Origin of the sequence: Marinobacter panjinensis, assembly GCF_005298175.1 — a bacterium.
Taxonomy (GTDB): domain Bacteria; phylum Pseudomonadota; class Gammaproteobacteria; order Pseudomonadales; family Oleiphilaceae; genus Marinobacter; species Marinobacter panjinensis.
In genome coordinates this window covers 2,777,945-2,802,497 of record NZ_SZYH01000001.1, presented here as the reverse complement: position 1 = coordinate 2,802,497, position 24,553 = coordinate 2,777,945, and the positions used below count along the sequence as shown (strand labels likewise).

23 protein-coding genes are annotated in these 24,553 nt (G+C 52.5%); 14 read left to right on the top strand and 9 right to left on the bottom strand.

Annotation, left to right across the window (positions count from 1 at the left end; translation table 11 throughout):
• The first annotated feature begins 36 nt into the window (after positions 1-36).
• From FDP08_RS12835 to FDP08_RS12825, 3 genes are all read left to right on the top strand, one after another.
• Positions 37-249 (top strand): hypothetical protein, encoded by a 213-nt coding sequence (locus FDP08_RS12835; RefSeq protein WP_137436530.1) that lies wholly within the window; start codon positions 37-39, stop codon positions 247-249.
• 91 nt (positions 250-340) lie between these two features.
• On the top strand, positions 341-1,228 hold the full coding sequence (locus FDP08_RS12830; RefSeq protein ID WP_137436529.1) for a hypothetical protein: 888 nt from the start codon (positions 341-343) through the stop codon (positions 1,226-1,228).
• Positions 1,229-1,540: 312 nt separating this feature from the next.
• Entirely contained in the window at positions 1,541-1,753 is a 213-nt protein-coding gene (locus FDP08_RS12825) for a helix-turn-helix transcriptional regulator (RefSeq protein ID WP_135954151.1), read from the top strand.
• Positions 1,754-1,964: 211 nt separating this feature from the next.
• On the opposite strand, the gene FDP08_RS12820 is transcribed toward FDP08_RS12825, so the two are convergent.
• The 9 genes from FDP08_RS12820 to FDP08_RS12785 form a co-directional block, all read right to left on the bottom strand.
• Positions 1,965-2,684 (bottom strand): hypothetical protein, encoded by a 720-nt coding sequence (locus FDP08_RS12820; protein WP_137436528.1) that lies wholly within the window; start codon positions 2,682-2,684, stop codon positions 1,965-1,967.
• On the bottom strand, positions 2,681-3,571 hold the full coding sequence (locus FDP08_RS12815; protein ID WP_137436527.1) for a hypothetical protein: 891 nt from the start codon (positions 3,569-3,571) through the stop codon (positions 2,681-2,683). The genes FDP08_RS12820 and FDP08_RS12815 overlap by 4 nt, the downstream gene beginning before the upstream one ends.
• A 282-nt stretch (positions 3,572-3,853) precedes the next feature.
• Positions 3,854-6,961: a type III restriction-modification system endonuclease gene (locus FDP08_RS12810; protein ID WP_137436526.1), complete on the bottom strand. Its 3,108-nt coding sequence runs from the start codon at positions 6,959-6,961 to the stop codon at positions 3,854-3,856.
• 149 nt (positions 6,962-7,110) lie between these two features.
• The gene (locus FDP08_RS20330; RefSeq protein ID WP_170978941.1) at positions 7,111-7,257 is read right to left on the bottom strand and encodes a hypothetical protein; all 147 of its coding nucleotides are present in this window, start codon (positions 7,255-7,257) and stop codon (positions 7,111-7,113) included.
• A gap of 11 nt (positions 7,258-7,268) precedes the next feature.
• Entirely contained in the window at positions 7,269-9,296 is a 2,028-nt protein-coding gene (locus FDP08_RS12805) for a site-specific DNA-methyltransferase (RefSeq protein WP_137436525.1), read from the bottom strand.
• 10 nt (positions 9,297-9,306) lie between these two features.
• Positions 9,307-10,089 (bottom strand): DUF4391 domain-containing protein, encoded by a 783-nt coding sequence (locus FDP08_RS12800; protein ID WP_137436524.1) that lies wholly within the window; start codon positions 10,087-10,089, stop codon positions 9,307-9,309.
• Complete coding sequence (locus FDP08_RS12795; protein WP_137436523.1) at positions 10,086-13,358, bottom strand: helicase-related protein; 3,273 nt, start codon at positions 13,356-13,358, stop codon at positions 10,086-10,088. The genes FDP08_RS12800 and FDP08_RS12795 overlap by 4 nt, the downstream gene beginning before the upstream one ends.
• Positions 13,359-13,441: 83 nt before the next feature.
• Positions 13,442-13,624, bottom strand: coding sequence for a FitA-like ribbon-helix-helix domain-containing protein (locus tag FDP08_RS12790; RefSeq protein ID WP_137436522.1), 183 nt, complete (start codon positions 13,622-13,624; stop codon positions 13,442-13,444).
• Positions 13,625-13,935: 311 nt separating this feature from the next.
• Positions 13,936-14,829 (bottom strand): LysR family transcriptional regulator, encoded by an 894-nt coding sequence (locus FDP08_RS12785; protein WP_228263300.1) that lies wholly within the window; start codon positions 14,827-14,829, stop codon positions 13,936-13,938.
• A gap of 189 nt (positions 14,830-15,018) precedes the next feature.
• On the opposite strand from FDP08_RS12785, the gene FDP08_RS12780 reads away from it, so the two are divergent.
• The 11 genes from FDP08_RS12780 (at position 15,019) to lhpI (ending at position 24,532) form a co-directional block, all read left to right on the top strand.
• Positions 15,019-16,353 carry an aminotransferase family protein gene (locus tag FDP08_RS12780; RefSeq protein WP_137436520.1) on the top strand — a complete coding sequence of 445 codons (1,335 nt, stop codon included), beginning with the start codon at positions 15,019-15,021 and terminating at the stop codon, positions 16,351-16,353.
• Between the two features lie 2 nt (positions 16,354-16,355).
• On the top strand, positions 16,356-17,051 hold the full coding sequence (locus tag FDP08_RS12775) for a CoA transferase subunit A (RefSeq protein ID WP_137436519.1): 696 nt from the start codon (positions 16,356-16,358) through the stop codon (positions 17,049-17,051).
• Entirely contained in the window at positions 17,038-17,685 is a 648-nt protein-coding gene (locus FDP08_RS12770; RefSeq protein ID WP_170979028.1) for a 3-oxoacid CoA-transferase subunit B, read from the top strand. Before FDP08_RS12775 ends, FDP08_RS12770 begins: the two co-directional genes overlap by 14 nt.
• Positions 17,682-18,863, top strand: coding sequence for an acetyl-CoA C-acyltransferase (locus tag FDP08_RS12765; protein WP_137436518.1), 1,182 nt, complete (start codon positions 17,682-17,684; stop codon positions 18,861-18,863). Before FDP08_RS12770 ends, FDP08_RS12765 begins: the two co-directional genes overlap by 4 nt.
• Before the next feature lie 214 nt (positions 18,864-19,077).
• Positions 19,078-19,881, top strand: coding sequence for a transporter substrate-binding domain-containing protein (locus FDP08_RS12760; protein ID WP_137436517.1), 804 nt, complete (start codon positions 19,078-19,080; stop codon positions 19,879-19,881).
• Between the two features lie 116 nt (positions 19,882-19,997).
• Entirely contained in the window at positions 19,998-20,654 is a 657-nt protein-coding gene (locus FDP08_RS12755) for an amino acid ABC transporter permease (protein WP_137436516.1), read from the top strand.
• A 12-nt stretch (positions 20,655-20,666) separates the two neighbouring features.
• Entirely contained in the window at positions 20,667-21,320 is a 654-nt protein-coding gene (locus tag FDP08_RS12750) for an amino acid ABC transporter permease (RefSeq protein ID WP_137436515.1), read from the top strand.
• A 38-nt stretch (positions 21,321-21,358) separates the two neighbouring features.
• A complete protein-coding gene (locus tag FDP08_RS12745; RefSeq protein WP_282556804.1) occupies positions 21,359-22,144 on the top strand; it encodes an amino acid ABC transporter ATP-binding protein in 786 nt (261 codons plus the stop codon).
• A gap of 100 nt (positions 22,145-22,244) precedes the next feature.
• Positions 22,245-23,192: a histone deacetylase family protein gene (locus FDP08_RS12740; RefSeq protein ID WP_206077291.1), complete on the top strand. Its 948-nt coding sequence runs from the start codon at positions 22,245-22,247 to the stop codon at positions 23,190-23,192.
• A gap of 40 nt (positions 23,193-23,232) precedes the next feature.
• Positions 23,233-23,589 (top strand): RidA family protein, encoded by a 357-nt coding sequence (locus FDP08_RS12735; protein ID WP_137436513.1) that lies wholly within the window; start codon positions 23,233-23,235, stop codon positions 23,587-23,589.
• Between the two features lies 1 nt (position 23,590).
• Positions 23,591-24,532 carry a bifunctional Delta(1)-pyrroline-2-carboxylate/Delta(1)-piperideine-2-carboxylate reductase gene (gene lhpI / locus FDP08_RS12730; RefSeq protein WP_137436512.1) on the top strand — a complete coding sequence of 314 codons (942 nt, stop codon included), beginning with the start codon at positions 23,591-23,593 and terminating at the stop codon, positions 24,530-24,532.
• Positions 24,533-24,553: the final 21 nt, after the last annotated feature.

Sequence of the window (24,553 nt, the reverse complement as noted above, 5' to 3'; positions counted from 1 at the left end):
CCGCTTATGGTTGGCGTTATGTGGCAAGGAGTTGCTATGGATAATTTGAAATTCCAAAAATTCGCTTTTTCACTGATTGTTGCGATCATTGTAGGGTCAATCTTCGGTTATTTTTTCTATGACAGTTACGTGGATTTTAACGCGGCATCACCAGCAGAGTTTCATCAAGATAGATTTAATTTGACAATTTTATGGACATTGGTTGTCAGCGCCGCAACGTTCTTTGGACTTCGCTTTATTACAAGATGAGTTCGTGAAATTTATGCTGAATAGACATAGGTACCCGATCAGGTCAGATGCATGCCTCATATCGATAAGTCCTCGGCTTGGAGCTTTTGCTATGCCCAAGAAGAAAAATTGGACAGAACAAGAAGATAATTATCTGAGAGACAACTTTTGCCTAACTAATGAGCAACTAAGTAGCGATCTAGGTGTTTCAACAACGCTGATAAGAAGGCGTTATTCAGAGCTAGGCATTGAGAGACCTACTGGAAAAAATGCCCTCGCTCGTGCGCGCAACTTAATATATAGAGAAAATTGTAAAGGCTTGGTGCCTGATGATTGGTATGAATTGCCATCGACCAGAGCAGACTCTAAAGAGGCGGGGGAAGGCTTTTATTGGGATGGCCAGCGCTGTACTCGGTCTGGACATCTTTCGAAGAGGAAGACCTCCTCGGGTGGCTGCTGGGATTGCGAGTATGGGGATCACAAAGATAAATTGGAAACCAGTCCCGAGTTTAGAGAAAAGCGGCTTCATTCATTTAGAAATTGGTACAACGAGAATCGAGAAGATTATCTCGATAGACAGAAAGATCGAAAAAACTCTGATCAGAGCCGAGAGTGGTACAGAGAATATGAAAAGCGAAGACGGCAAGAAGATATTGATTGGAGAATATCGAAAAGCTTACGAGATCGACTTTATAAAGCTGTTTCGAGAGATTCTAAGAGCGAGTCAGCTGTTAGTTTGATTGGGTGCAGTATTAGCGAACTTAAAGAACACTTATCGAGTCAGTTTGACGCAGATATGTCATGGGAAAACTATGGGGAATGGCATATAGATCACGTTCGTCCATGCGTTAGCTTTGATCTGAGTGATCCAGAGCAGCAAAAAGATTGTTTTAATTACCGGAATCTTCAGCCGATGTGGGGGGATGAAAACCGTTCAAAAGGTGGCGTTTGGGAAGGGTATGATCCTCGTGCACGCTCAAGATCCCAAAAGCTTGATTAATGATTTCCGATCATGCGTAAATAAATAATAACTTCGTTTAGAGTCTACCATGCCTGCAGCCGAAGATAAGATCAGGAGAAACGTAACTGACTTCCGAGAGGCATTATTATCATGTTTAAGATCTGGCAAACTGCCCCAAACGATGGAAAATTTTCCTAGAGGGTATTGTAGCGATTCAGCTCTGATGCCCCCAATTCAAGTGCTTCCAGCTCTTTCCTTTGCCTAATTGCTTAAATCCCGAAATTACAGCGCCCAACGACCGCTTGCATCCTCTTAGCATTAACTCGTACTCAAAACTAAATGGAGATGCAGATGAAAAATACGTCGTTGCAAATGTACTTCACGGATACGGAGGTGGGGAACTACTACTCAGTATCCCGCGGCACTATCCGACGCTGGATTCGTGAAGGCAAATTCCCTCGCGGGAAAAAACTGAGCTCAGGATCCACTCGGTGGCTAAGGTCTGATATTGAAGAATTTGATCAGGCGGTGCTTCGCATGAATGAGGAGATGCCTGCTGAGTGATAATGGTGCCCGGGGCGAAGACCTCTACTAGACTCTTCGCCCCAGCAACCTCTCTACTTAACGGAAAGTTGCGACCTGAATGTCGTCTCCAGATGTGGACGACGGAAGACTCAGCGCCACTCTCTCTCGTGACGCATGGGCGGCTACAGCATCATTGAAAAGAATTCAGAGCGACTTGAGAGTCGAGAATTGATGTTAGCCGCGTCTAAGTTTATGCGTGGGAAAGAGGCGTCGACTTGCCGGAGGAAAGATTTCTGCGGCGGTTGATCACTAATTCCGGGGTGTAATGGTTCTTATCATCCTGATCTTCAAACCCCAAACGTTGGTACACGTTACCACCAATACCCGGTATGACATTATTATCCGCAGATTTTTGATCATCCTGGGCAAAATAGTAATATGCGAAGCGACGAGTAATATCGCTCGCGAACTCTTTTTCAAGATTCGACTTGGCGTTTGTAAACATCACCGGAGCAACTACATAAATCATAGATGGATTCGATTCACGAATAAGGTGCGTAAGATTCGTTTTTACGACACAAGCGCCAGAAATGATTGATTTTGCGACAATAAGACTATCTACCGACTTTATTGTAGGTTCGGAGTACTTTCTCTGGATGGGTGCTGTATCGGGAATATTTCTGGTTTCGTCTCCAGGAAAACGCTTGTTCCAAAAGCAAGCTACGGAAATCGAGCTAACACTACCCCTCAAGCCTTCAATGATTCCCTGTACCAGAAAATCTGCGTCTTCAACTGTACAGGCGATTCCTACAGATTTACCTTCGAGCTTGTCCCTGAGCGCTTTGCCATGCTCAAAGCCCAGCTGATACATTATATGTTTGTATTCTGCAGGGGGCGTTGCGGGGGCCGCTAGACGATCCAATAAAGATTGAATGGAGGCGGTAGCGAGTTCGGTCAGTGTCCGGCTCATATCAAGTGCCTCTCTAACTCTTCGAATGTAGACGGTTCTTCCATGACTATAATTCTTTGAAATTCAGAGAATTTCTCGGAGCCCACCGAGTACTCAAGTACGCCAGAGTCTGACTCCAGATAACTCCACTCGAAAAACCCTTGACCCATAGTATAGTGGAAACCCTCGATTTGCATCAGTATCGCTTCAAATTTTTCAAGAATGTCAACTCTAGATAGCGATCTAACGTAATTTGGCTCGTGCCGCAGAACCCCTTCCCAAAGATCCACGAGGTTACAGGGGGTACCACAGTTACTCACCCATTCGCCGACAAATAAAGATCCCAGTCTTTCTATCTTGTCGAGGTCAGCGTTAACACACAGATTCGCGAGTGCATCGCGGAGCTTGGGTTCAATCTGGAGGAGGTGATTTAGAGTCTCTCCAAAGGCGAACTGCTCCACAGCCGAGTAGTTAGAAATATCTTCGGGCATTGATTTTTCGAGCCTTCCTGCTTTTTCAGGACAGGGCAGGACGAGCGTGGCTGAAGTTTTGCCCACACCGGCTCCTTCGTTCAAGAGCTTCTGATACCGGAAATCATCGGCAATCGGATGGTCACCTGAGCTCCAAGAGACGTTTTCAGTATTTTTGAGCTGGAAGTGCTGATGACAAGAATCTTCGTTCCAGAGAATTACAAAGTCATCCACGAAATCCATCGTTTGCGTCGATAGGAATGGCGCTGGCAGTCCGTTCTGGATTGTATCCGTCACGAGCTTCGCAGCATTGTAGACGGCGAACCAATTTTCGTATTGAACACCTTCTCCTCCGGCCTTTCCCCCACGGTGTTTATTTGCGAGATAAGCCGAGGCCGCGAGACCACACACCTTTTTGGAGAGTTCCAGATTGTCCATTTGCATTATGAGTTAAGTCCAAATTCGCGAGTCTGTAGAAATTAGATGCAGATAGGAGTAAATCTGCGCCAATTGCCGGGCCCTTAAAACTGCGTCACATGCAGGGTGAGTCGCAGCATCCGGGTCTACCTCATCATATGTCGCCGCCCGGTGGGTTGACTGATTTTTTACGTAGTAACAAACGAGCGCAAACGGAGGGAAGCAAGTACCTGTGTTGCCCTATGGTGATATAGCCAGCCAAAAGGGCAAAACTTGTACTTTTTACTTCCAGGCTCCTGTTCGTCACTGTGTCGTGGCCGCCCCCACCACGTCCATAAGCTTCGCATAGTCAGTCACGACATCATACTTCACCTTATCCTGAGCGACCTTCAGGTTGATCTCATCAAAGAACTTTCTCGCACATTCGATCTTGGTCTTTTCTATTTCCCGCAGTTTCATGGACGACATCGAGCCTTTGGTCTCAGCGATAAAGTAGATGTGCTTGATGTTGTCAGCCTGGAAGGAAATCGCCCAGTCCGGATTGTAATCGCCGACGGGTGTGGGAATCAGAAAGCCTCTCGGCAGCTTGGCGTAAACCACCACTTCACTGCTCGTATCCAACTCATTCACGAAGCGGCGCTCGACATCCGAATCCGTAATCGCGTAGTCATATACGTGGTTCTTTAGTTTCTCCGTGGCGCGGGAGAAATCCTGGCCAGTCTGGTTAGCGGTGAAGATATCCACATCGTAACGCTCATCAACTTCATCGTAGGCCAGTCGCTCAATCACCATTGCCGCTTTTTGTTCCGTGATCAGCCGTGATGCCTCGGCAATGAAGTGTTCCGGGTTCTGGCGGAACTGATTAAAGACGGCGGACTGAATGCCCTGCAGAATGCTGGCAGCGGTCCCACGGGTCAGGTGGGCATTTTCAGACACCTTACCCAACAGGTCATAGCGGACTCTTGAGTGGATGGAGTCGCCATATTCGGTCGCTGTTTCTTCAACCTTGAAGCCATCGCCTTTGCGCAATTGCTCGTCGGTTAGCGCATCTTGCTGAATGCCCTTCTGTACGGTGTACTGCAGGGGCGTTACGCGCAGTTCCTTGTCCAGCGTTGCAATGCACTTGCGCACCAGTTCATCGGAGTCAAAGTCGACGCGATACACGGCCTTGCGGTTTATGCGCTGCCATAGCGCTTGGAATTCTTTTCTATCGAAATTGGTATTGAGCGGGTTGGTCTTCGGTTTGCGGCCATCCTCGATTTTGGGAAGTTGACCTTCGCTGAACACGGTGTCGATCAAGGCAAAGATCTGGTCACCGAATGGCTTCAGATCCTCGGGTAACTCCGCCAGGGCGCCTTGAGCCTTCGCATCATGGTAGGTATCGACAACCTGGTCTGTATCGTCGGTATAGTCGTTCTTCACCAGATAGCGGTATATCTGCTTGGCCATGGCGGGTGTGACTTCTACAGTGCCTTGCTCGGTGGCCAATAGCTTGCCCGTAAAATAGGTTTCGGTTGCCTGACGCGGCCGGGCACTCAGATTTTCACTGATTTCCTGTTGCAGCCCGGTAACGAAATCTTTGTAGCTCTCGCTGGCGATCACCGTCAGTACGTTGATGTCATGAACGACGGCAGGGTGGTCCATGCGGTCGCCGTGCTTGTCGACTGCCAATCGCAGGCCACGCCCCACCTCCTGGCGCCGGGAAATCATGTTGTCGCTGTGCTTTAACATGCACATGATGAAGACGTTGGGGTTGTCCCAGCCCTCACGCAGCGCCGAGTGCGAGAAGATGAACCGCGTAGGCTCCTGGAAGGAGAGCAGGCGCTCTTTGTCTTTCAGAATCAGGTCATAGGCGTCCACATCATCAGAATCAACCGCCTTTTTCCCCACAGCGGGATCTTTCAGGCGATTGGTTTTTTTATCAATGGCAAAGTAGCCATTGTGAGTGCTGGCTGGGTCAATGCCCTCCAGGTACTGGCGGTAGGCCTGATTGTCTATGGCCAGTTCAGACAGGTATTCATTCTTCAGTAGCTGATACTCTTCCTCAAAGATGCGGGCGTACTCGCCATTGTCATCTTCCTGGTCGTAATCACGGTACTTGGCCACCTCGTCGATAAAAAACAACGACAGTACCTTGATGCCCTGTACAAACAGCTGTTTCTCCCGGTCCAGATGCGCCTTGATGGTCTCGCGGATCTGGATACGTCGGATATCTCCTTCGGAAACGTCGCCACTGGCCTCTCCAGCCGTAAGTACCAGCCCATTGGTGAACTCCACGGTGTCGTTGGTAGCGTCAATCTGGCTGATGGTGAAGCCGTCCCGGTATTGATCCAGTTCACCCGATTCCGCAAACAGATCATCTTTGAACCGAAGACGCCTGAGCTGACGCTTGATCTCGCCGGATTTGAGTTTTACTTCAAGCTCTATGCGCGCAACCGGTGCCTCCCTTGAGATGTCGATACCTTCGAGATACAGGTAGGCGTTGGTGCCGGCCAGGCCACGTGTCTGGATGCCACGTACAGCGATTTTTTTGACCAGTTTCTGGTTGTAGGCGTCCAGCGCATCCAGGCGGTGGATGCGGTTGTGCTGGGTGCGGTGGGTAGCTGAGTAGCGAAGAATCGCCAGCGGCTTGAACTGGGGCAGAGCCTCCATGGTGGCTTTACCTTCCATCTTCTGTGGCTCGTCAAGAATCAGAATGGGCCGGTTTGCGGCAATGACATCGATGGGTTTCCGTGACTGAAAGTCATCGAGCTCGTCATAGATACGCCTGTTATCGGCACCCCGGGCGTTGAAGGCCTGGATGTTCATAATCATCACATTGATGCCGGCGTCGGAAGAAAAACTTTCCAGCTCATGCAGCCGCTTGGAGTTGTAGATGAAGAACCGCGCCTTTTTACCGTAGCTTTCGGTGAAATGCTCAGCGGTGATCTGTAGCGACTTATACACGCCCTCACGAATAGCAATCGAGGGCACCATGATGATGAACTTGCTCCAGCCATAGCGCTTATTCATCTCGAAGATGGTCTTGATGTAGCAATAGGTCTTGCCGGTGCCGGTCTCCATCTCCACGTCCAGGTGGATGCGTGTGGCGGCCAGAGCATCTTTTTTGTAGGCGGCCTTAGCCGGTACATGGTTGTTTTTGGAGTCGTAGGCGGTGAAGTCCGTCAGTGACGATGACGTCGGGAGGTTCTGTCGACGCTGAACGGCCTGAATGTTCTCTAGTACCTGGGATTCACTTAGTGCCAGGTCGGCATTCTTGAAGCCCTCTGCGTCGAAGGCGCCAGTCTGAGCCTGCTGGCCGGGGTCAATGCGGTAGGCCAGACCTTCATGCATGGGTTGACCGGCAAAGCAGTCCACCACGGATTCAACGGCATTAGTTTGGTAAGCCTGGGTTTTGAACTTCAGCTTCATGGCAGTCTCTTTCTGCATTCTTTCTGCATACGAGCTAATTCATCGTTGCTGCAGAAAAGATTAAGTATTTGATTACTAAAGCTATGTGGCATTTCATGGTGCGCATTCATTCTGCAAGCGTCCACTCGGGCTTGCCTCGTGAGCCGGTATTAAGAATGCGCCCAGCTGAGGGCAGAGAAATAAGCACCAATCTTGTTGGTGTCGAAGTCATTGCCCGCTTCCTTGAACTCCGCCGCCTCGTTTTCCCAAGTGCGGATCAATCCTTCAAGCAGCGTGTTCAGGGCTGGTTGGTCCATACCGTGCTTCCCTAGAGGCTTCTGACCTCAGTGCTGGGTGAAAGCTGGCGGAAAATCTGCTCGACGTTTATTTTCACCGCATCAGAGACGAACCCATTGTCGCGGAAAACCACGCGCAAGGGCTCATGCCTGGCCAGCTCTTTGACCAGATCCTCCGTAACACCCGTGTCGAAACAAGCGACCAGCGCATTGTCATCGACGAAAAATACGGTCTTGCCTTGCAGGGTTTCGCGACGGATCGGCAGGGTCAGATCTACACCCCAGTCAACCAGCACCTGAAAAAGAAGGTCTTCTGGGGTGCGGTCGGGTTTAACGTTGTCAACTGACTCCAACAAATCGCCTTGGGATAATTCGTCGGGGCGGTAGTAGATGTCCTTCATATTAGACGAATCGACCTTAAGCACGCGGAAGCCAACATCGCGGTTCCAATCGGGATGGCAGTTTTCGCCCAAAACCCTATTCCCCGACTTTCGTAAACGCTCCTTACAAAGTTCAGCCACATTTGGCTCTAAACCTAGCGATGAACAGAAATCATGAGAGGCTTTTTGGTCATCATCTTTGACATTCAACGCCTCGGGTAACTGAGCTAAAATAAATCTTCGATTGAAGCCATCTTCAGCATTAGCCGACATCACGGCATGTCCGAAACTTCCGGAGCCAGCGAAGAAATCCATAACTATGTCGTTAGGGCGAGTCTTCGATTTAAGAATGCGCTTCAGAAGCTTAAGTGGCTTCTTCCCGTTTTTAAAACTAACTCCGCCTTCGCCATCCAAACCAGTTGTTTTAATATCTAGCCACATATCGCCCGGATGCACGGTAGAGTTATCATCTGCAAAAATCAGTTGGACTCGTGGCTTAGATGAGGATTCTGAAAAGTTAGATCTCACGGGATAAGTTAGGCCAGAGGCTGTTCTAACGAAGAAGACCGAGTTATCGTTTGTCTTCTTTTTTTCTTGCACAAGTTTGAGAACACTTGCCGAAGTTGCACACTGACAAATCCGCCACGAATTCTCAAAACACCAAGCTTTTTTCTCGTTAGCTGGCAGGCCAGACTCTTCAAATGCTTCTGATAGGGATTGAAGCTGAACTTCTTCGGCAACTTTATCGAGCTCATCGATTGGCACCTTTTCACCACCATCCATGACCGAGCGAGAGATTAGTTCTCTCCCGGCTTTATCTAGGCCCTTAAGGAATATGTTGTACTCGTCATCCCAATCTTGTTTGGCCACACCATCAAATTCAAACCCACTTATTCCGTTTTTTGAACAAAGGACGAGATACTCTTTGAGCTTGGGTATCGTTCCATATTTCTTTACCGAACCCATTTTAAGTCCGCTCGACTCACTCATTTTAACACAGATTACTTTTCGATTTTCCCAGCCGAATATTTCATCCACGATCGCGAGCAGGTTAGAAATCTCATTGTCATCGATTGAAATTGCCAGAACTCCTTCTGATTTCAAAAGTCTTTTACATATTTTAATTCTTGGATATAGGCTACTAAGCCAGTTCGAATGAAAGCGGCCCCCCTCATCGGGGTTTGCAGTCATTTTGAATCCTTCTTGTTGGACCTGACGTGATCGATACTGATATTCCTCAATTCCCTCAGAAAAATCATCGTCGTAAAGCAGGTCGCGCCCGGTGTTGTAGGGGGGGTCGATATATATCATTTGTATCTGACCGAGAAACATCTCCTGTATAAGCTTTAAGGCGTCTAAGTTATCCCCCTCAATAAAAGCATTTCTCGTTGCTTCAAAATTAACGCTATCGCCTTCGAATGGCCGTAATGTCATGCTTATGGGTTCATTTGCGAGCACTAATGACTCTCGCTTACCTGGCCAATCTAACCGATAACGCTCCTGCGGACCTTCTACGATAGAATCACTCAGCTCCTGACGAAGCTGATCAAAATCCACTGCTAATCGCGGCTCCCCCGTAGCTCCATCCCGTGCCTCGGTCACACATCCAGGAAACATCTCGCGAATCTTGGCAATGTTGTCCTGACTCAGGTCAGGGCTGTGCATTTTCAATTTGTCCATTCCATCTCTCTCAATAACCATTGGAAGCGCCTTTTTGTTGAGTCAGCCGCTCCAGTTCATGTTTGGCTTCGCGCAGCTCGGCGTTGATGGCCACGCGCTTGTTGAATTGTTTCTCACGACTCAGCCTTGCTTTGATCCGCTGAATCTCTTTCTGCTGTGCGGCTATGGCTTCAGCCAGTTCGATGCGCTGCTCCAGCGTCACTCTGTCCGCTTGTTTGCTTGCTGCGGTCACAGCATAAACAGCCGCCGGAGGCTCTCTGGCTTCCGGGGCTGAGCTCTGTGCTTTAACGTGGGTAATCCCATTCTGCACGAGCGGGCTGAGCAGCTGCTCATAGAGGCTGACCATATCCAATGCGACCGGCAAGGGTTGGCGTGTTGTGTGCTCTGGCTGCCAGTCGGTTTCAAAATAGTTGCCTATCCGCCAGCGGCTGCTATCACCTTCGCCCTTCTGAGAACGCAAGCTTTGCTTGTAGGCTGCTGCGACCTTAATACGCGTACCTTGTATCAATTCGAAAATCAGTGGGAAGGGAATCGCGCGGTCAATGGCCTTGAGCACACCCCGATCCAGCTCGGCGCCCTTGAGCGTGACACGAAACACCTGAATCTCGGTGACTGTCTTAGTGGCGGGCAGGTTGACCGTCTCGGGGGCCAGTTTGTAGGCCCAGGTAATCTTCTCCACCTGCTGTACAAAACGCTCCTTCAGGGCGCTCCCAACGGCCCCATGCTCGTATACCTTGCGCTTGGGTACCACCCGGTCAAAGGCAGCTGTCTTGGGCCAGGCAAACAGGGTCATGCACCTTGCCTTTCGATGACCAGGAAGGCAATGAGTTCGAAGTCATCCAGCCCTTTAATTGTATTGGTCAGAGCAGTGGTGCGGCCACCACCGAACAGGCTGTCGATGTCTTTTTCGTCTTTAACGTCGATCATGCTGCGGATGGCCTGGCTGAGCAGATCTGAGTAGCGCTTCATGTTGCGCCCATCATCTGTGTGTGCATTGAACTTGTGGCACAGGTCGGGAATCGGTTCTACTTTGCCTTTGCAGCTGCTACGGACCAGGTCGAGCAAGCGCTTAACTTCGGTGTGGTCTGCGACCACGTCACCGTCGTCGCCAATATACACCAGGTAATAGGGGTGCAAGCGATTCTGCTGGTTGACGTTGACACTGTCGTGGATGTTTTTCAGGGCGAAGATGACGCCGGGCTCTATGCCTAGTTGCGGTTGGGCTGGCACAAGGGCGTGCATGCCGAAGGGCACGTTTTCCAGCTCGCCGTGCTCTTTCACGTAGTTGAGTAGGTCCATGCGGAAGTCATTGAGGCCCAGGTCGGTAATCGACACACCGGCTTTGACGTCTTCCAGTTCAATCACTTCCTCCTGCATGCGTTTGAGCTGCTCTTTCCGGTAAGCAATTTCACTGGACTTGGCCGTAAGCACGTTATCGTCACCGGTGGCGGTTACATCCGCAATCACCATGCGGTTTTCCACCCGCTCTTTGAGGTTGATGTACTCATCCAGGCTGATGTCCGGCCAGTAATTGACCAGCTGTATCTGCTGGTTGGGCGAGCCGATGCGGTCAATCCGGCCAAAGCGCTGGATAATGCGCACGGGGTTCCAGTGAATGTCGTAGTTGATCAGGTAATCGCAGTCCTGAAGGTTCTGGCCTTCGGAAATGCAGTCGGTACCAATCAGAATATCCAGTTCAGCCGGCTCGTTCGGGAGTGCGATAGCCTTCTCCTTGGAGCGGGGCGAGAACAGGGTGAGCAGACTCTGGAAATCGTAGGCCTTGTGCAGCGTTGACTTGGGCGCGGCCGATCCGGTCACTTTACCGACGTGAAGCCCCAATTTCCGGGCCATGGGGGCCAGGTTGTCATAGAGATAGTCGGCGGTATCGGCAAAGGCGGTGAAGATCAGAACTTTGCGGTTGCCGGGGTTGAGTGGATTTTCGAGCTTATCATTGATCAGTTTTAGCAGGTGTTGGAGCTTGGCGTCATCGGCCGGCGTCACTTTGCGCATGGCTTCCAGCAGCCCGTCGATCAGGAGCAGATCGGCATCCAGGTCATGGCGCCAGGAGGGCAGATCCATGTCGGCGAGGCTGATCTGTACTTTTTTGCCGACAGTGAATTCGTCCAGCCCGCTCAGATCTTCGTCATCACTATCAAAGCCGCCCGGGTTATCCAGGTAGTCACCAATCTGAATCGCCTGGCCACTGGACTCAAACCCCTCTATAGCATCCAGGGTGCGGGTGATATTGGCTCTGAGGGATGCCAGCGTTAATCGAAAGGCTGCGACAGAGCTTTCCAACCGCTTAAGGAGATTGGTTGTCATCAATGCCTGCAGGCTGTGTTCGCGATCAGCCTGGCGAAGCTTGCCTTTACCGCCCTCGACCTGGGTGTCGTACAGTTCTTCGTATTTGCGGATACGGCTTGGCAGGATGTAGCTAATGGGCGCATACACGGCCAGCTTGAGCAGGGACAGCTCGGTGAAAATATGGTTGAGGTCGGCGACATCCGTGCGCTCAGTAATCGGACAATGAAACGATAATGGCTTTCGACGTTCCGGAAATGGCCCGATATCCGTGGTGTCATAGAAGGTCTGGATGTGCTTCCGTGACCGGGCAATGGTGACGCTATCCAGGAGCTCGAAAAAGTCGAAATCCAGAGCCCGCAGGATTGTGGCTGCCGTGCGCTCTTCCGGTGGCAGTGCGGACCACTCGTTAAATGCCTTTTGAGCCCGACGGAAGATCTCTTCTACGCTGGTTTCAGTTTTTAGGTGTTTGCCAAGTGTTTCTGACTGACCCTCGTAGGCCAAAGCCAGTTGATTGCGCAGATCATTGAAGCGATTGTTAACCGGGGTAGCTGACAGCATCAGCACTTTGGTTTTTACACCGGCGCGGATGACTTTGTTCATCAGCTTCTGGTATCGCGTTTCCCGGTCTTTATAAACGTCGTTATTGCGGAAGTTGTGGGACTCGTCGATGACGACCAGGTCGTAGTTGCCCCAGTTGACCCGGTTCAAGGGAATGCCAAAGGATTCCCCGCCAGTGCGCGACAGGTCGGTGTGGCAAAGCACATCGTAGTTGAAGCGGTCTTTGGCGAAGATGTTCGTTGTGAGATTGCTGTTGAAGTTGCGCCAGTTGTCCGCGAGCTTCTTTGGGCACAGTACCAATACCGATTTGTTGCGCAGCTCGTAATATTTGACGACGGCCAATGCGGTAAAGGTTTTGCCGAGCCCCACACTATCAGCAAGGATGCAGCCGCTGTAGGTTTCCAGCTTGTTGATAATCCCGGTTGCGGCATCTTTCTGGTAGTTGAACAGTTTGTTCCAGACCAGGCTTTCCCGGTATCCCGTGAGGTCGTTGGGCAACACGTCTTCATCTACATCTTCCAGGAAGTCATGGAAGATGTTGTAGAGCATGATGAAGTAGATACGCTCGGGACCGTTCTCCTGGTAGACAGACTCGATGTGGTCGCAAATGGCATTAGTAACGTCCTCAACCTTATCGGGGTCACTCCAGATTTGGTCGAATAATTGAAGGTACATTTGCGCGTGGGCCGGCTCGTCCATGCGGGTAACGAAGTTGGAGACAGCGTTGCCTTGCTGGTAACCCAGATCCACGGCGGTAAAACCATTGACCGGCATATAGGCGACACGGCTATCACCCCCGGCCACATGGACAAAGGACTGCATGGGGGCCTTCGTTTTATTCGAGCGGAACCTGGCTTTTTGGCGTATCCACTGAGCGCACTCCCGCGCTACCGCCCGCTGAGTTAGCTTGTTGCGCAGCTGGATTTCAAACTCGGTGCCGTAAAGTCCGCTCTCACGCTGGGATTTGGGGATAAAGAATTCCCGACGCTCTTTTTTAAGGCGATCGGTCACTTCGGTGGGTACAAACGTAGGCGCGGTGAACACGAACTGCAGGCTTTCCACATCAGCCAGCTCGGCCTTGAGTGCCTCGAATGCATAGATAGAGAAACATGAAGCCGCGATTTTCAGGCGGGCACCTGGTGTGATCGTTTCTTTCAGATCGTCACCCAGCAGGCGGTTGATGTTGTCGATCATTTCCAAAGTCTGCCCTCCTATGGGCATGCCGGCCTGGTTTATTGTTTTTTACTTAGAAGGCCCGTCTTTTTGGACGGACGAGCATAATGCTACTGAGCTTTGACCATTTCGCTGGTGACCGCCTCAGCAGGTCGGCTCGGGTCATCGGCCAGCACAGCATTCTTCAGAATCGCTCGGGCCTCTGCTTCCATACTGCGGCCGTTGATGGCTGCTTTCACACGCAGAGCCTTATGGACTTCTTCGGGTAGATTGCGAACAGTCAGCATCGCCATTGCGTTGGCCTCCTATGCATACAATGCATACAATGCATACAATGCATGCAGTGTAGGTTGCTGTTTTTGCGTGGGCAAGTTCGCCAAGTGGCTTTCTATTGGGACGAAGGGGTCGCAGGTTCGAATCCTGCCACGCCGACCACTTTCCCGCATTTATTACTCCCTGCTTCAGCAACTTCTGCTCAGTTGAACACCAGCCGTCCATTGTACAACGTCATACTCGCTTCTAAACGACGTTTGGCCCTGCAGCGGGTCTATCGTGCCCTTTCCACTTCGCCTTCGTGGCTCCGTAGGCTCTTTTCAGCTTCGGGTTAGGGTTTAAGCCGTTCTGCTACCAGGTGATCCGGCAACTCCGGCAGCATCTCCTTGAGCAAGCTGATTAACCGGTTATTCGCCCATTTCTGTTTGTACACCAGTCCAAAACGATAATGAAAGGCAGGCTTGAACGGTTTGATCGAGAGGTCATCGCGCATTGCCTGATTGTCATAGGCCGTGATGGGGTTGATCAGTGTGATGCCGACGCCATTGGCAACCAGTGAGCATATAGCTGCGATGTTGGCTTCGGTTTTACCGGCAATGCGTATGTTTTTTTCCGCCAGGTGAAGTAGTAGCTGGTCGGCTGCCAGGTTGGGCTGGTTGGGGATAACCAGATGCTGGCCTTTCAGATCTTCTGTGGTAATCACACTGGCTTTGGCCAGGCTGTGGTTTTTTGGCAGCAGGCAGACCGCTTCGGTTGAGATCAATTCATCCACCACCAGGGCCTGGCTGGTCACCGGCAGGGTGACGAATCCGACATCAAAATAACCGGCTTCAACCGCACGCACTATCTCCGGGCTGGGCATAATATCGAGATACACACTGTACTTCGGGTTGTCGCTCAGAACACGGGCGATGGTTTTGGGTATATAGGCAAAACCGAGACCGGGTGCACAGGCGATGCGTATGCGCGAAGCGCCAAATTCCCTTAGCGCAGCGATGCTGTGATTCATGTTTTCCAGATTACCCAGTAACCCCACAACTTCACCATAGAACTCATCGGCCTCGGGCAGAACAATCAGTCGTTTTTTGTGTCGCATGAACAGCGCAATGCCAATATGTTCTTCCAACTGCGCCAGTGACCGACTGACGCCCGACTGGGTTATACCCAAATCTTTTGCTGTTTGTGTGGCGCTGCCCGTCTCATAAAGTGTTTTAAAAATAATCATTGATTTCAAAGAAGTAAGTTTAATCTCACTCATGATGGCAGGCCTCGTGGACGTCTTTCGGAGCTAAAACATGAGTTTAAATCATTAAATAATGAAAAAACATTATGCATTGAAGTTAATTTTTATCTGTTCCTATAATGCGGAATCGTTCAAAAAAACATCGTTTTGCCCCAAAGGATCGACGACCTCATGTCCAACAGTGCTTTGTTTTATCTGACCAGTAATGACATGCCTCTGGTCAGCCATGCCGATGGCATTTATATCTGGGATACCACGGGGCGTCGTTACATCGATGGGTGCTCGGGAGCCATCACCTGCAATATTGGCCACAATCATCCCACCGTAAAACGAGCCATGATCGAGCAACTCGATAAGGTTTCGTTCAGCTACCGCACTCAGTTTGAAAGCCAGGTTGCACTGGATCTGGCTAATAAAATGGTTGACCTGACTGACGCTGATCTGCAGAAAGTCTTTTTTGTCGGCAGTGGTTCGGAAGCAGTCGAGAGCGCGATCAAGTTGGCGATTCAGTATTTCGTTGCCGAAGGTCAGCCTGAACGTAGCAAGTTTGTATCGCTGCGCCCGTCGTATCACGGCAGCACCATGGGCGCACTGGGGCTAACCGGGTACGAACCTCTGGAAGCGCCCTACCGCTCGATCACCATTGGCTCAGTCAAGGTGCCCTCGCCAGACCTGTATCGTTACCGCGAATCGAGCGTTGAAGAACATATTGCAGCGGTGCTGAGACAGACTGAAATCGCCATTCTAGCGGAGGGCCCGGAAACCATCGCAGCCATTGTGCTTGAGCCGGTTGGCGGTGCCAGCACTGGTGGCCGTATGGTCACCCGGACTTACATGGAAGGAATGCGCGCCCTGTGTGACCGCTACGGTTGCCTGTTGATCATGGACGAAGTGCTCAGTGGTATGGGCCGCACCGGTGCCTGGTTTGCTTACCAGCACTATGGCGTAGCCCCCGACATTCTGGCACTGGCAAAGGGCATGGGCTCCGGCTATTACCCCATTGCCGCCATGATGGCGACCAGGGAACTCGTGGATGCAGTGGGCCGAAGCGGAGGCTTTATGCATGGTCATACCTATGCCGGGAATCCGCTCGCCTGTGCCACCGGCCTTGCCGTGATTGAGGTAATGAACTCGGAGAAGCTGGTCAGCAATGCCGCTGAGCAAGGCGCCTATTTGCGCCGGCAACTCGAACAGCTGGCCGAGAAATACGATTGCATAGGCAATGTGCGCGGTATTGGCCTGTTGCAGGGTGTGGAGTTGGTGCAAGACAAGGTCAGCAAGCAACCTTTCCCCGCTGCGTTCAACGCCTTCGATAGGCTCACCGCGCTGGCCAAGGCGCGGGGCTTGCTGATCTACCCAAGGCGCTGCCTGAACGGCCTTGAGGGGGATCATGTTCTGGTCACGCCGCCGTTGACCGTTACCGCCGCAGATATCGACGACATTATTGCACTTTTCGATGGCAGTCTGGCTGACTTCGAACAGGTCGCAAAAGAGCAGGCGGCCTGATCATGAAAAAGAACCGCACCCTGGAAAACGCCATCGCTACCATCCCTTCAGGCGCAGTGGTCATGGTCGGTGGTTTCGGCAACCCGGGCACGCCATTCAGTTTGATCGATGAATTACTGCGCCAGGGGCAAACCGATCTTACGCTCATCAAAAACGATGCCAACGAAGCCGGCCACGGTGTGAGTCGACTGATTGAGAATGGTCAGGTGCGTAAGCTGATCACCACTCACATTGGCCTGAATAAAGTCGTGATCGATCATTTGAACCGGGGCGATATAGACGTGGAGTTTCACCCCCAGGGCATGCTGGCGGAAAAGATCCGCACCGCCGGTTCCGGCAGCTTTGGGTTCCTGACCGATATTGGTATGGATTCCGAGATCACCCGGCCTGATGATCTGCTCGACTGGCAGGGCAAAACCTACAAAGTGGAAATGGCATTGCCAGCCGATTTTGCTCTTATTCATGCTGCTCAGGCCGACTGGCTGGGCAACCTGGTGTATCAGGGCTCGGCCATTAACTTCAGCCCGTTAATGGCCATGGCGGCGAACCACGTGATTGTCGAAACACCGGACCTGGGCGCACCCGGGCGTTTCAAACCTGAACACGTGCACACACCGGGCGCCTTTGTCGACTGCGTCGTACGGCTGGAATCACTCACCTCAGACTACGGAATTCTGGAGCATCATGTCCGCCGTTGAACGAATTTTGAGCAGGGCGGTGATCGAGATCACCCCGGGCAGCATCGTCAATCTGGGCATTGGTCTGCCAACGCAGGTCATGCATTACCTGCCGGATGACTTTGATGTCCAGATTCATTCGGAGAATGGCATTCTCTGTGCCTGGAAACAGGCTGAACCGGAATCGATGGACCCTTTTCTTATTGACGCCTCCGGCGCCTACGTCTCTTTGCGCGAAGGCGCGAGCCTGTTCGACAGCGCCGTCTCCTTCGCGATGATTCGTCGGGCCCGTCTGGACCTGACGATGATCGGCGCTTTCGAGGTCGACGCGCACGGTAACCTCGCCAACTGGAAAATTCCGGGCAAGTTCTCACCGGGTATAGGTGGCGCCATGGAGCTGGCGCAAAAAACAAAGCGGATCGTCGTGCTAACCACGCATACCGACAAACACGGACTCCCCAAAATACTTGAGACCTGCCGGCTGCCGCTCACTGCCAAAGCTTGTGTCAGTCGAATCATTTCAGACCTTGCTGTAATCGACGTTACCGACCAGGGCCTGGTAGTGCGGGAAAAACTGGTCGACATCAGCAATGTCGACTTACAGGCGCTGACTGAAGCAGAACTGACCTTCGCGATCGAGGGAAAGGCACTATGAAGCCTGTTTATCTGACCCATTACCAGCGCACCGCGTTCAGCCGGGCGCATCCGAAAAAAGTTGTCGTTGATGCGCTGGCTGACTGGCCTGCTGATCGACTCATGGCGCTGCTGATTGATCACAGCCTTGAAACGTCGGGCATTGCGCCTGAGCGGGTTGATGATCTTAGTCTGGGCTGTGCTCTGGGCGTAAAAGAACAGTGGAGTTTCGGCGGGCGTTACCCGCTGATGCAAAGTCAACTGGGAGACCAGGCCGCCACGCGAATGATTGATCAACAATGCGGTTCCAGCCTCACTGCACTACGCTTTGGCATGATGTCTATTGGGTGCGGCGCTGCCGACATAGCGCTGGCCGGTGGCTATGAACATATGACGCGTGTACCCATGGGGCCTGCCCTGTTCAAGGAAGGCGTTTTGGGTGTGCCGACACTGCCTGTTAGTAACGGCAAAACCTATGATATGGCGGTCGCGCTGAACATGGGCTTGACAGCAGAGCGGTTGGCGACAGCATCAGGTATCAGCCGAGAGCAGATGGATGCCTTTGCCTGTCGCTCGCACCAGCGAGCCCACGCTGCCCGGCAACAGGGTTTTTTTACCGACGAGATTATGCCGGTAACTGCATCAGAGTCGGATCCGTTTTCACAGGATGCCTGCATACGCCCCGACACTCAGGTTGAAGCGCTGGCACAACTGTCACCGGCCTTCAGTGAGACCGGCGACATCACCGCTGGCAATAGCTCGCCGTTAACCAGCGGCGCTTCGCTGGCGATGTTGATGTCTGAAGGAGCCCTTGACGAGACGGGTGCGACACCGCTGGCGCGCGTACTGGCCTGTGTAGATCGTGGCACCAGGCCGGAAATGATGGGGCAGGGTGTCGTGCCCGCTGTAGAACGGTTGCTGATGCAAAACCAGCTGACTGTCGATGACATCGATCTGTGGGAAATCAACGAAGCCTTCAGCGTTGTGCCACTGTATGCCCGGCAAATACTGGGCATTGACGATAAAAAATTGAACATAAACGGTGGCGCATTGGCCATTGGCCACCCACTGGGCGCAACCGGGGTTCGCCTGGCAGGTACCCTGGCGCGGTCACTGCAAGTGACGAAGGGCCGATACGGCGTGGCCGCAGCCTGCATTGGCGGTGGCCAGGGCATTGCCCTGTTAATTGAACGAGTCTGAGCTGCATGGCCTCGCTGTGTTTGAGTAAAGCAACCCTAAAATATATTGGTAAGAGGTGACCAAGGAAACAACCATGAGAGCCAAAACAACAATTAATCTGGATGGATGACAACAATCAATCCTAGCTCAACAGGTACGGTCATTGACCAATGTGAAGAGGTGCAATGCATCAATGCATGCATTGTTTTAATAAAGTCTGAACAGGAATAAGGATATGAAGACACTTACAAAAAAGTTTTCACAAACTCTGGCGGCCGCAGCCGTGGTTATTGGTGCAACAGCGATGGTGGCAATGCCGACCCAAGCGCGTGACCTGCCTGAAATTCGCGATGACGTCTTTCAGGTAGCCAACTCCGGCGCCTACCCTCCCTTCAGCTATGTTAACACTCAGGGTGAACTAGTGGGCTTCGACGTTGACATTGCCGAGGCGCTGGCTGAAAAAATGGGTGTGGAGGTTAACATTCAATCATCCCCCTGGAACGGCATTATTGCTGCCCTGGCGGGTGGCCGCTTTGATGCATGCATTTGCAGCATGAGCGTCACTGAAGAGCGCAAGAAAGCGGTTGATTTTACCGACCCGTACTACAGCGCAGGCCTTTCAGTCTGGGTACAGGAAAGCACGGATGATATCAGTAGTATCGGCGACCTCTCCGGTAAGCAGGTTGGTTCCACCCTGGGCGAAACCGGTAACCAGTGGGCGGTCGAAAATGGCGAAGGTAAATGGCGCAATCAGACCTTCCAGGGCTTGCCTGACATGATGAACGCTCTGACCACAGGCCGCGTTGATGCCATGATTGCTGATGACGTACCGGTTCTGGTCGCGATGCAGGAGAACGAACTCCCTATAAAAATGGTCGACGTCGGTGAACTGCCACGCTGGCCCGCAGCGATCTCAATTCAGAAGAACAAACCCGAACTGAAGGCAGCCCTCAATGCTGCTCTGGCCGAAATCAAGGCAGATGGGACTTACCAGGACATCGTCGACAAGTGGATTGGCAAAGGTGTCAATATCGAGTAAGGGCTGATTACGGGCGGGCTCTCTGCACTGGTTGTAACGAGCCCTCCCGTGACACCTGCCGCTTGTGCTCGACGTTTGAAGGTTGAGTCACCGATAACAGCAAAAAGGGTTTGACCATGGATTTTGACTTGATGGTCGAGGTTACGCCTCTGTTGATCAGGGCGGCCTGGGTTACGATCGATATTTCTTCCCGTGCAATTTTCTTTGGCTTCTTTGTCGCCTGTGGGCTGGTGTTTTTACAGACCTTCCGCTTCGCTCCTATCCGCTGGTTTGCCCGCGGTTATATCAGTGTGGTTCGCGGGACCCCCTATTTCGTGCAATTGTTGCTGGTGTTTTATGGCGGCCCGAGTCTCGGCTTGCGGCTAGACCCCATCACCTGTGGTGTCGTTGTTGGGGCGTTTAATATTGGCGCCTATATGAGTGAGGCAATTCGCGGCTCCATTGAATCGGTCGACAAGGGGCAAAGCGAAGCCGCCCGATCATTGGGTTTTGGCAAAGTACGGACAATGGTATTTATTGTGCTGCCGCAAGCGGCAAGTCTGATGATTCGTTCCGTGGGTGTGCTGGCCATTGTTCTTGTCAAGAACTCCTCACTGGTCTCCATTATCTCCGTGGTTGAATTGACTTATCAGGCGCAGCGTCTGATTGGGTCGACCTATAAGCCGCTGGAAATTTTTGCCCTCAGTGCCCTGATGTACATCGTCATCATCTATGCGGTGATGGGTATCATCGAGTTGGCCTATCGTCGCGCAACCCGATACACCACCCAATAGGAGGCAGCACTGATGGAATTTGATTTTACTCCCGTTATTACCTACTTCCCAACCTTGCTGAAAGGCGTGGGCGTGGCGTCTTTGATAGCCATCGTTGTGGCCTTCATGTCAATCGTGGGTGGGCTTATTGTCGCGGTGATATCCATCTACACCAACAAGGTAGTGAGTTGGCCGTTACGCTTTTTTATCTGGCTGTTCATGACGACACCGCTGCTGCTGCAACTGTACTTCCTGTACTTTGGATTGGGCGAATGGATCCTGATTCCGGCCATCGTGGTGGGCATCCTGGGGCTTGGTTTTCACTACATGGCTTACAATGCCGATATTTTCATCGCCACCATCAAGTCGGTGTCAGGTGGGCAATATGAGGCCTCCCGGTCACTGGGCTTCGGGCATTGGAACACCATTTTGTACATTATTGTGCCACAGGCGTTGATTCGCTCGATCCCCCAGTTGGGCAACAATATGATTTTAATGGTTAAGGATACCTCGGTGTTGTCTGCAATCGGTGTGGCTGAACTGGTGTATGCCTCCCAGTATGCGATCAGTGTGTCATTCAGGCCGTTCGAGTTCTTTATTGTTATCGCCATGATGTATTACGTGATCAATATTCTCATGGAGCTGGGTCAGGCATGGCTGGAAAGGCAGACCGCCTATCGCCGCTGAATCGTCCCTGTACAGAATTATAAAACTGGAGCTTATTTATGAGCACAGAAAACAATGCAGAAAAACCCATGGTAGAAGTTCGCAATGTGCACAAGCGCTTTGGCGACCTCGAAGTTCTGAAAGGGATCGATCTGACCGTCAATCGCGGTAAGATTATTTCCATCATTGGTCCGTCCGGTTCCGGTAAAAGCACGCTACTGCGATCGGTCAATCATCTGGAGGTGATTGATGAAGGGATCATCCTGCTCGATGGTGTGCAGGTTAACCGGCCCGACATGAAAGGGCTTGCCTTTGAACGGCACATCAACAACATCCGCCAGAACATGGGCATGGTGTTTCAGCACTTCAATCTGTTTCCGCACCTGTCGACCATCGATAACGTCACCCTGGCACCGCGCAAGCTCAAAGGCATGGATAATAAAACCGCTCGTGACCTTGGCATGGAACAGCTTGAACGGGTGGGCCTTGCCGAGAAAGCCGATGTGTTTCCGAACTGGTTGTCGGGTGGTCAGAAACAGCGCGTCGCCATTGCCCGGGCATTGGCAATGAAACCCAAGGTGATGTTGTTTGACGAAGCCACCTCGGCCCTGGATCCGGAACTGGTCGAAGAAGTAAACCTGGTAATGCGTAGCCTCGCCGATGAGCAAATGACCATGCTCATCGTGACTCACGAAATGGGCTTTGCACGGGATGTTTCAGACTGGGCCCTGTTCATGGATGGCGGTGTTGTGGTTGAAGAGTGCACGCCGGACAAACTGTTCAGTAACCCGGACCAGGAACGCACGCGCAACTTCCTGCAAAAACACCTCGGCAATAACCACTAGGCGGTGCTCTGTGAAATGCTTTTATCATGAGACACAAAATAACCATGCCCCCAAACTTTTTTTTCTGCGTGGACAACCCGCCCCGTCGCCAGAGCAACCGGTGCGCGCCGAGCGACTGAAAGAAGCGGTTGAAGCTGCGGGCGCCAGCCTGAGTCTGCTGCCACCGCTTGCCAGTGATCCGCTGTTGCTCGACAGACTCGAGCGCATTCATACCACCCGATACCTTGTTTTCCTGGAGGGCGTCGTCGAACGCTGGCGAGCCTTGCCCGCAGCCTCCGATGTCGTTGCACCCAACGTGCACCCCTGTGGTCATGCCAGTTTCTACCCGCGGCATATCGTGGGCCAGGCAGGTTGGCACATGCACGACATGGCCTGCCCGATGGACGAAGGTAGCTACTCCGGTATTCTCGCCAGCGCCACGACGGCTCAGGCCGCGGCTGATGCCGTGCTCCAAGGCGAGTCGGTCAGTTACGCCTTGTGCCGACCACCGGGCCACCATGCCGGGCCGGAACGGGCAGGAGGCTTCTGTTTTTTGAATAATACGGCATTGGCAGCAACTGTCTTGCGTGAACGTTACGATCGCGTGGCCATCGTCGATGTCGACTTGCACCATGGTAATGGCACCCAGGACATCTTCTGGGAAAGAGACGATGTATGGACGGGCTCGGTGCATGTCAACCCTGCCGATTTCTACCCATTTTACTGGGGCGCAGCACAAGAGGTAGGGGCGGGCGAAGGCAAGGGCTATAACTGCAACATGCCGCTGCCTCTGGGTGCAGATGGCATTGCGTTCCTGCAGGCGCTGTCACAGCTGTTGTCTGCTCTGGCTGAGTTCAAACCCCAGGCTATTGTCATCGCGCTCGGGCTCGATGCTCACAAGGACGACCCCCTGGCCGGAATGACCCTGGAAACCGAAGACTTTTACCGCATTGGGCAACGCCTGGCCCAGGTAAAAGGTCCAAAAGTGATTGTTCAGGAGGGCGGATACCCGACCGACAGTCTCAGTGATAATCTGGCCGCTTTTTTAAAGGGCTTTCAATGGGGTTAACCACCTCAATGTCTTTTTCCGAACCAATAGGGTGAAATTTATGACCGATCGTTACATTGACAGCAACCAACGAATGAGCCAGGCCGTCGTGCATGGGAATACTGTCTATCTGGCTGGCCAGGTAGCCGCGGATGCCAGCGCTGGCATGCGCGGCCAGACTGAACAGATTTTGCAGGGCATTGACCAGATGCTGGCCAAGGCCGGCACCGACAAATCCCACCTACTGTCGGCCACCATATGGGTAACCGACATGGCCGAGTTCGCTGAAATGAACGCCGCATGGGATGCCTGGGTAGTGGATGGCCGCCCTCCCGTGCGCGCCTGTGTGGAATCCAAACTGGCGAAGCCGGAATGGAAGGTCGAGATCATGGTGATCGCCGCCTTACAGGAGACTTGAGATGCGTGTTATTAGCGCCGAACAGGTTGCCCAAGCGTTGTCGTGGCCGGCACTGATCGACAGCATCGGTGAGGCTTTTCGCGACGGTGTGGAGGCACCGCCGCGCCATCACCACAGCATGAATCGGGAGGATGGCGAGGCAACCATGCTGCTGATGCCGGCTTGGCAGGCGCGCGGTTACATCGGCGTGAAAATGGTCAATGTATTTCCCCAGAATTCGGCCCATGGTTTGCCTGCGATTTCTGGCGTCTATCTGCTCAGCGAGGGCGCACATGGTCGGCCTCTGGCCTGCATGGACGGCAGCGAGCTGACCCGGCGGCGCACAGCGGCAGCCTCGGCATTAGCCTGCAGGGAGTTGGCCCGGAAAGAAGCCTCCAGCCTGCTTATGGTCGGCACCGGGAAGCTTGCGCCCATGCTGATCGAGGCCCATGCTGCCGTCCGGCCGATCACTCGGGTCAGAATATGGGGACGCAACCCGGATAAGGCCCGAGCCTTGGCTGAGCACTATGCCGACCGTTTCGACACCCAGGTAGTAACCGACCTGGCAACCGCTTCGTCCCAGGCTGACATCATCAGTTGCGCCACCCTTTCCTCCATCCCGCTTATCAAAGGCGCCTGGCTCAAGACCGGCAGCCATCTCGATCTGGTCGGTGCCTTCAAGCCGAACATGCGCGAAGCGGATGCGACTTGCCTGCGCCGGGGCGAGGTCTTTGTCGACACCCATGCCGGCGCTAAAGGCGAGGCTGGGGACATTCTCCAGGCCGTGGACGAAGGTGCATTCGATTTTTCCGATATTCGAGCCGACATGTCGCAGCTACTGCGCGGTGAGCGTGCAGGACGCAGCAGCGACGAGGCGATCACCGTGTTCAAATCCGTCGGTGCTTCACTGGAAGATCTGGCAGCCGCTATCCAGGTGTGGCAAAGCCTGGGTGGCGACTCGTGATGGTGATTCGGGAGCAAGCGC

Bases quoted from the DNA above. Each gene is read 5' to 3' on its own strand.
- FDP08_RS12830 (WP_137436529.1), top strand. From the start codon at position 341: ATGCCCAAGAAGAAAAATTGGACAGAACAAGAAGATAATTATCTGAGA.
- FDP08_RS12810 (WP_137436526.1), bottom strand. From the start codon at position 6,961: ATGAAGCTGAAGTTCAAAACCCAGGCTTACCAAACTAATGCCGTTGAA.
- FDP08_RS12835 (WP_137436530.1), top strand. From the start codon at position 37: ATGGATAATTTGAAATTCCAAAAATTCGCTTTTTCACTGATTGTTGCG.
- FDP08_RS20330 (WP_170978941.1), bottom strand. From the start codon at position 7,257: ATGGACCAACCAGCCCTGAACACGCTGCTTGAAGGATTGATCCGCACT.
- FDP08_RS12750 (WP_137436515.1), top strand. From the start codon at position 20,667: ATGGAATTTGATTTTACTCCCGTTATTACCTACTTCCCAACCTTGCTG.
- FDP08_RS12755 (WP_137436516.1), top strand. From the start codon at position 19,998: ATGGATTTTGACTTGATGGTCGAGGTTACGCCTCTGTTGATCAGGGCG.
- FDP08_RS12820 (WP_137436528.1), bottom strand. From the start codon at position 2,684: ATGAGCCGGACACTGACCGAACTCGCTACCGCCTCCATTCAATCTTTA.
- FDP08_RS12790 (WP_137436522.1), bottom strand. From the start codon at position 13,624: ATGGCGATGCTGACTGTTCGCAATCTACCCGAAGAAGTCCATAAGGCT.
- FDP08_RS12765 (WP_137436518.1), top strand. From the start codon at position 17,682: ATGAAGCCTGTTTATCTGACCCATTACCAGCGCACCGCGTTCAGCCGG.
- FDP08_RS12735 (WP_137436513.1), top strand. From the start codon at position 23,233: ATGACCGATCGTTACATTGACAGCAACCAACGAATGAGCCAGGCCGTC.
- FDP08_RS12760 (WP_137436517.1), top strand. From the start codon at position 19,078: ATGAAGACACTTACAAAAAAGTTTTCACAAACTCTGGCGGCCGCAGCC.
- FDP08_RS12770 (WP_170979028.1), top strand. From the start codon at position 17,038: ATGTCCGCCGTTGAACGAATTTTGAGCAGGGCGGTGATCGAGATCACC.
- FDP08_RS12745 (WP_282556804.1), top strand. From the start codon at position 21,359: ATGAGCACAGAAAACAATGCAGAAAAACCCATGGTAGAAGTTCGCAAT.
- FDP08_RS12800 (WP_137436524.1), bottom strand. From the start codon at position 10,089: ATGACCCTGTTTGCCTGGCCCAAGACAGCTGCCTTTGACCGGGTGGTA.
- lhpI (WP_137436512.1), top strand. From the start codon at position 23,591: ATGCGTGTTATTAGCGCCGAACAGGTTGCCCAAGCGTTGTCGTGGCCG.
- FDP08_RS12815 (WP_137436527.1), bottom strand. From the start codon at position 3,571: ATGGACAATCTGGAACTCTCCAAAAAGGTGTGTGGTCTCGCGGCCTCG.
- FDP08_RS12825 (WP_135954151.1), top strand. From the start codon at position 1,541: ATGAAAAATACGTCGTTGCAAATGTACTTCACGGATACGGAGGTGGGG.
- FDP08_RS12780 (WP_137436520.1), top strand. From the start codon at position 15,019: ATGTCCAACAGTGCTTTGTTTTATCTGACCAGTAATGACATGCCTCTG.
- FDP08_RS12775 (WP_137436519.1), top strand. From the start codon at position 16,356: ATGAAAAAGAACCGCACCCTGGAAAACGCCATCGCTACCATCCCTTCA.
- FDP08_RS12805 (WP_137436525.1), bottom strand. From the start codon at position 9,296: ATGGACAAATTGAAAATGCACAGCCCTGACCTGAGTCAGGACAACATT.
- FDP08_RS12785 (WP_228263300.1), bottom strand. From the start codon at position 14,829: ATGATTATTTTTAAAACACTTTATGAGACGGGCAGCGCCACACAAACA.